The organism is Legionella sp. W10-070 (genome assembly GCF_900640175.1).
Classification (GTDB): domain Bacteria; phylum Pseudomonadota; class Gammaproteobacteria; order Legionellales; family Legionellaceae; genus Tatlockia.
In genome coordinates this window covers 1-3,821 of sequence record NZ_CAAAJC010000049.1, presented here as the reverse complement: position 1 = coordinate 3,821, position 3,821 = coordinate 1, and the positions used below count along the sequence as shown (strand labels likewise).

The following is a 3,821-nucleotide window of genomic DNA, read 5'->3' as shown; positions in this document are numbered from 1 at the left end:
CTCCACAATCTCGGGTTACCTTAATTGTGATGCAACGAATGCTTTTTTAGACTTGTTTAATTTTGGGTCGGGTTACCTTTAATGTGATTCAACACGTGCGGCAGCCCTGTTTTGCAAGGTTAGTTGCGAATTGATCTCATTTTCGCCATAATTAGGATGGTTTTTTTATTTAGACAGGTGCTCAGTGGATACAATTGAGAAAATTAAGCAGCAAATTGCAGAAAATACCATATTATTGTATATGAAAGGCACACCCAAAATGCCTCAATGTGGCTTTTCCGCACGAGCGGTACAATGCATTGATGCTTGTGGTGTAAATTTTGCCTATGTTGACGTTCTTGCCAATCCTGATATTCGCCAGACATTGCCGCAATATGCCGATTGGCCTACCTTTCCTCAGCTCTATGTAAAAGGAGAACTGATTGGTGGCTCAGACATCATTGCTGAACTTTACCAGCAGGGCGATTTGGAATCTTTATTACGTGAAGCAATCGAACTTTAATCAAGGAGAAATTTAGATGAGTGTTTTAGTCGGGCGCAAGGCCCCTGATTTTACTGTTCCAGCAGTGCTTGGCAATGGCGAAATTGCTGATAAGTTTAATTTACATGATCATATCAAGGAAAAATACGGTTTAGTGTTTTTCTATCCCCTGGATTTCACCTTTGTTTGTCCTTCTGAGTTAATTGCCCTGCACCATCGCATGGATGAGTTCAAAAGCCGCAATGTGGAAGTAGTTGCTGTTTCAATTGATTCGCAATTTACTCACAACGCTTACCGCAATACAGCAGTGAAAGATGGCGGGATTGGTCCTGTTAGTTTTACTATGGCTGCTGATATGACCCATACGATTTGTCAATCTTACGGTGTAGAGCATCCTGTTGCTGGTGTTGCTTTCCGGGGCGCATTTATCATTGATAAAAACGGCGTGGTGCGTTCGCAGATTGTTAATGATTTGCCCATTGGCCGTAACATTGATGAGTTACTGCGTATTATTGATGCGGTTCAATTTTTTGAAGAGCACGGAGAAGTGTGCCCTGCTGGCTGGCAAAAAGGCAAGGCGGGAATGAAAGCCTCTCCAAAGGGTGTGGCAGAATATTTATCCTCTTATTCTGATTCCTTATAAGGGACTGATAATTGTCTGTGCCATGTATTGAGCATGGCGCAGAATAACTCCGCTGTTTTCTCAGCGTCATAGATGGCCGAATGGGCTTCATTAGTGTCAAATTCAATACCAGCCGCCCTTGCTGCCTTGGCTAATACAGTCTGTCCGTACAAGAATCCTGCCAGTGTAGCGGTGTCAAAACAGGTAAAAGAGTGGAAGGGAGAAGGAATACCGGTTCGTTTGACCGCCTCTTTGATAAACAGTAAATCAAACCAGGCATTGTGGCCAACCAGAACAGCACGCTGGCATTTGCTTCTTTTCAGCGCTTGATTAATAGGGGCAAATAAATTTTGTAAAGCTTGTTTTTCATCAATCGCAAAGCGCAATGGCTGGTAGGGGTCTACCTGGATAAATTCCAGGGATTTGGCATCCAGTTCAGCACCCTCAAAGGGCAGGATATGCTCAAAGTAAGTGGATTGGGGGATAAAAAGCCCTTCTTCGGTTATATTAATAAGGACAACGCATGCTTCCAGCAGGGCGTTTTTCAGCGGGTTGATGCCGGCTGTCTCAATATCCACCACAACCGGTAAAAAGCCGCGAAAGCGATCCTTTAATTCGGCGCATAAAACACGGTTACTCAGATTCATCGATGCTCCATTGCAAGGTTTCTCCGGCTGCGACAGGGATAACCTGTTCTGTTCCAAAGGGAAGTTTTGCAGGGATAAGTTGCGCTTTTTTTCTTAGGGTAATCAAGGATTTATTAACTGGAAACTGATAAAACTCCGCACCAAATCGGCTCAAAAAAGGTTCAAGTCCCTGCAGGTGATTTAATTGCTCAAAAACCTGCGTATAGAGGGCCACTGCATAAGGTGCAGAAAAAATTCCAGCGCAGCCACAGGCGCTTTCCTTGTTGGCAATGGCATGCGGCGCACTATCGGTGCCGGCAAAAAATTTCCGATTTCCGCTGATAGCAGCCTGTTGCAGGGCTCTTTGATCCGTTTCTTTTTTTAATATAGGCAAACAATAGTAATGAGGTTTTATGCCGCCAGCCAATAGATGGTTACGGTTGTAAATCAAATGATGCGGTGTAATCGTGGCTGCTACAGTTTCCGGCGCCTGGCTAACAAAATCTACGGCAGCCCGAGTGGAAACATGTTCAAGGATAATGCGAAGGTTGGGGAAATCTCGTATCAAAGGTGAAAGGCTGGTGCTGAGGAATTCCGCTTCCCGCTGAAAAATGTCACCATGGGTTACTTCTCCATGAATTTGCAGCACCAGATTTTCTCCCTGCATAATTTCAAACAAGGGATAGAGGGCGCGTAAGGAGTGAGCTCCCTCCTCAGAATTAGTGGTGGCTCCAGCAGGATAAAGCTTTGCTCCTACGATATAAGGGAAATTTGTTATTTTTTGCAGCTCATCGGGCGTGACTTGCTCATTTAAATATAAGGTCATTAAGGGGTTGAAGGCTGTATTGGCATTCAAGGTAGAGAGTATACGTTTGCGGTAATCAATGACGGCTTCTACAGAAGTAAGCGCTGGTTTGAGATTAGGCATCACCAGGGCGCGTGCAAAATGCCGGGCGGTAGCCGCTACGGTATGCTCCAGGTATAAACCATCACGAAAATGGACATGCCAGTCATCCGGCTGGGTAATTGTTAATTCCACAATAAAGCTTCCAGTTAATCTGCCGATATTTGAAGCATAACATGAATTGCTAAAACTGGATGAGCAAAAAATGACATCTAAGCATGTTGTTATCAGATGGTTGGGGAAGGTTGCAATTTTATTTTGGATACCTCTGGTTTCCTTTGCGATGGTTAAGGTTGACTACGCAAGTCCTATGGGCGATGAAAATTGGCGAATGAGCGGTAATCGCCTCCGTTGTGGGTTATCACTGACTATCCCAAACTATGGCATTGCCTATTTTGAGCAATATGCTGCCAAGTCGCCGCATTTTATTTTAAGTAAGTGGCAGCAAGTAGAAAAACCGCTCCCGGCTACGGTTCACGCGGCTCCCCCAATTTGGAAACCCCATGACAAAACGTTCTTCATTAGCAAAACTACGGTCAGTCCCGGGCAATATGGGCTTTATTTATCTCGTGAGCCTGCCCTTAAGGTTCTCACCTACCTTGCTGAAGGTTTCCAGGCGAAATTTAACTACCGTTCTGAGCAGGGATTTCCTGTCTCGGTGTCACTTTCCCCTATACGCTTTCAAAAGGTGTATTCTAAATATCAGCGTTGCTTAGCCAGTTTACTGCCTTTTGATTACGATAGCGTAAAAAATACGGTCGTTCATTTCGATACGGATAGCTTTGAATTAAGTGATGAAGCAAAACAACAGTTAAAAAGAATCGTAGAATACTGCCGTGCAGATCGGCAGGTTAAGAAACTTAAAATAGCAGGATATACGGATGATACCGGACGCAAATCCTATAACAATGCGGTATCCGAAGCACGAGCCAAGGCTGTTGAAGGTTATCTGCAAAGTCAGGGGTTGCGGACTGGTCTACTGTCAGTAACCTGGTATGGGGCTAATCATCCTGTTGCTTCTAATGAGTCAGAGGATGGTAAAAAAGCTAACCGCAGGACCGTTATCAAGATTATTAAATGACGACAGCCTCTAGAGCAGCGATCGATTAAAATTTAAACAGATCGACATTTGTTTAAAATTATGATCAAATGCATACATTATCTACTATAAGGGTTATGTGTGTCATC

Annotated in this window: 5 protein-coding genes; 3 read left to right on the top strand and 2 right to left on the bottom strand. The window is 44.1% G+C overall.

Annotation, left to right across the window (positions count from 1 at the left end):
* The first annotated feature begins 184 nt into the window (after nucleotides 1-184).
* Together grxD and E1O65_RS12320 are read left to right on the top strand one after the other, a co-directional pair.
* The gene (gene grxD / locus E1O65_RS12325; protein WP_133133891.1) at nucleotides 185-502 is read left to right on the top strand and encodes a Grx4 family monothiol glutaredoxin; all 318 of its coding nucleotides are present in this window, start codon (nucleotides 185-187) and stop codon (nucleotides 500-502) included.
* A gap of 16 nt (nucleotides 503-518) precedes the next feature.
* Nucleotides 519-1,124 carry a peroxiredoxin gene (locus E1O65_RS12320; RefSeq protein ID WP_133133890.1) on the top strand — a complete coding sequence of 202 codons (606 nt, stop codon included), beginning with the start codon at nucleotides 519-521 and terminating at the stop codon, nucleotides 1,122-1,124.
* Here the strand turns inward: E1O65_RS12320 and rnt are convergent.
* Both rnt and pyrC read right to left on the bottom strand, forming a co-directional pair.
* The gene (rnt, locus tag E1O65_RS12315) at nucleotides 1,106-1,750 is read right to left on the bottom strand and encodes a ribonuclease T (protein ID WP_133133889.1); all 645 of its coding nucleotides are present in this window, start codon (nucleotides 1,748-1,750) and stop codon (nucleotides 1,106-1,108) included. The genes E1O65_RS12320 and rnt overlap by 19 nt on opposite strands.
* The gene (gene pyrC / locus E1O65_RS12310) at nucleotides 1,737-2,771 is read right to left on the bottom strand and encodes a dihydroorotase (protein WP_133133888.1); all 1,035 of its coding nucleotides are present in this window, start codon (nucleotides 2,769-2,771) and stop codon (nucleotides 1,737-1,739) included. The genes rnt and pyrC overlap by 14 nt, the downstream gene beginning before the upstream one ends.
* Before the next feature lie 67 nt (nucleotides 2,772-2,838).
* Between pyrC and E1O65_RS12305 the strand changes: the two genes are divergently transcribed.
* The gene (locus E1O65_RS12305) at nucleotides 2,839-3,714 is read left to right on the top strand and encodes an OmpA family protein (RefSeq protein ID WP_207384255.1); all 876 of its coding nucleotides are present in this window, start codon (nucleotides 2,839-2,841) and stop codon (nucleotides 3,712-3,714) included.
* Nucleotides 3,715-3,821 lie beyond the last annotated feature (107 nt).

Bases quoted from the DNA above. Each gene is read 5' to 3' on its own strand.
- E1O65_RS12305 (WP_207384255.1), top strand. From the start codon at position 2,839: ATGACATCTAAGCATGTTGTTATCAGATGGTTGGGGAAGGTTGCAATT.
- rnt (WP_133133889.1), bottom strand. From the start codon at position 1,750: ATGAATCTGAGTAACCGTGTTTTATGCGCCGAATTAAAGGATCGCTTT.
- E1O65_RS12320 (WP_133133890.1), top strand. From the start codon at position 519: ATGAGTGTTTTAGTCGGGCGCAAGGCCCCTGATTTTACTGTTCCAGCA.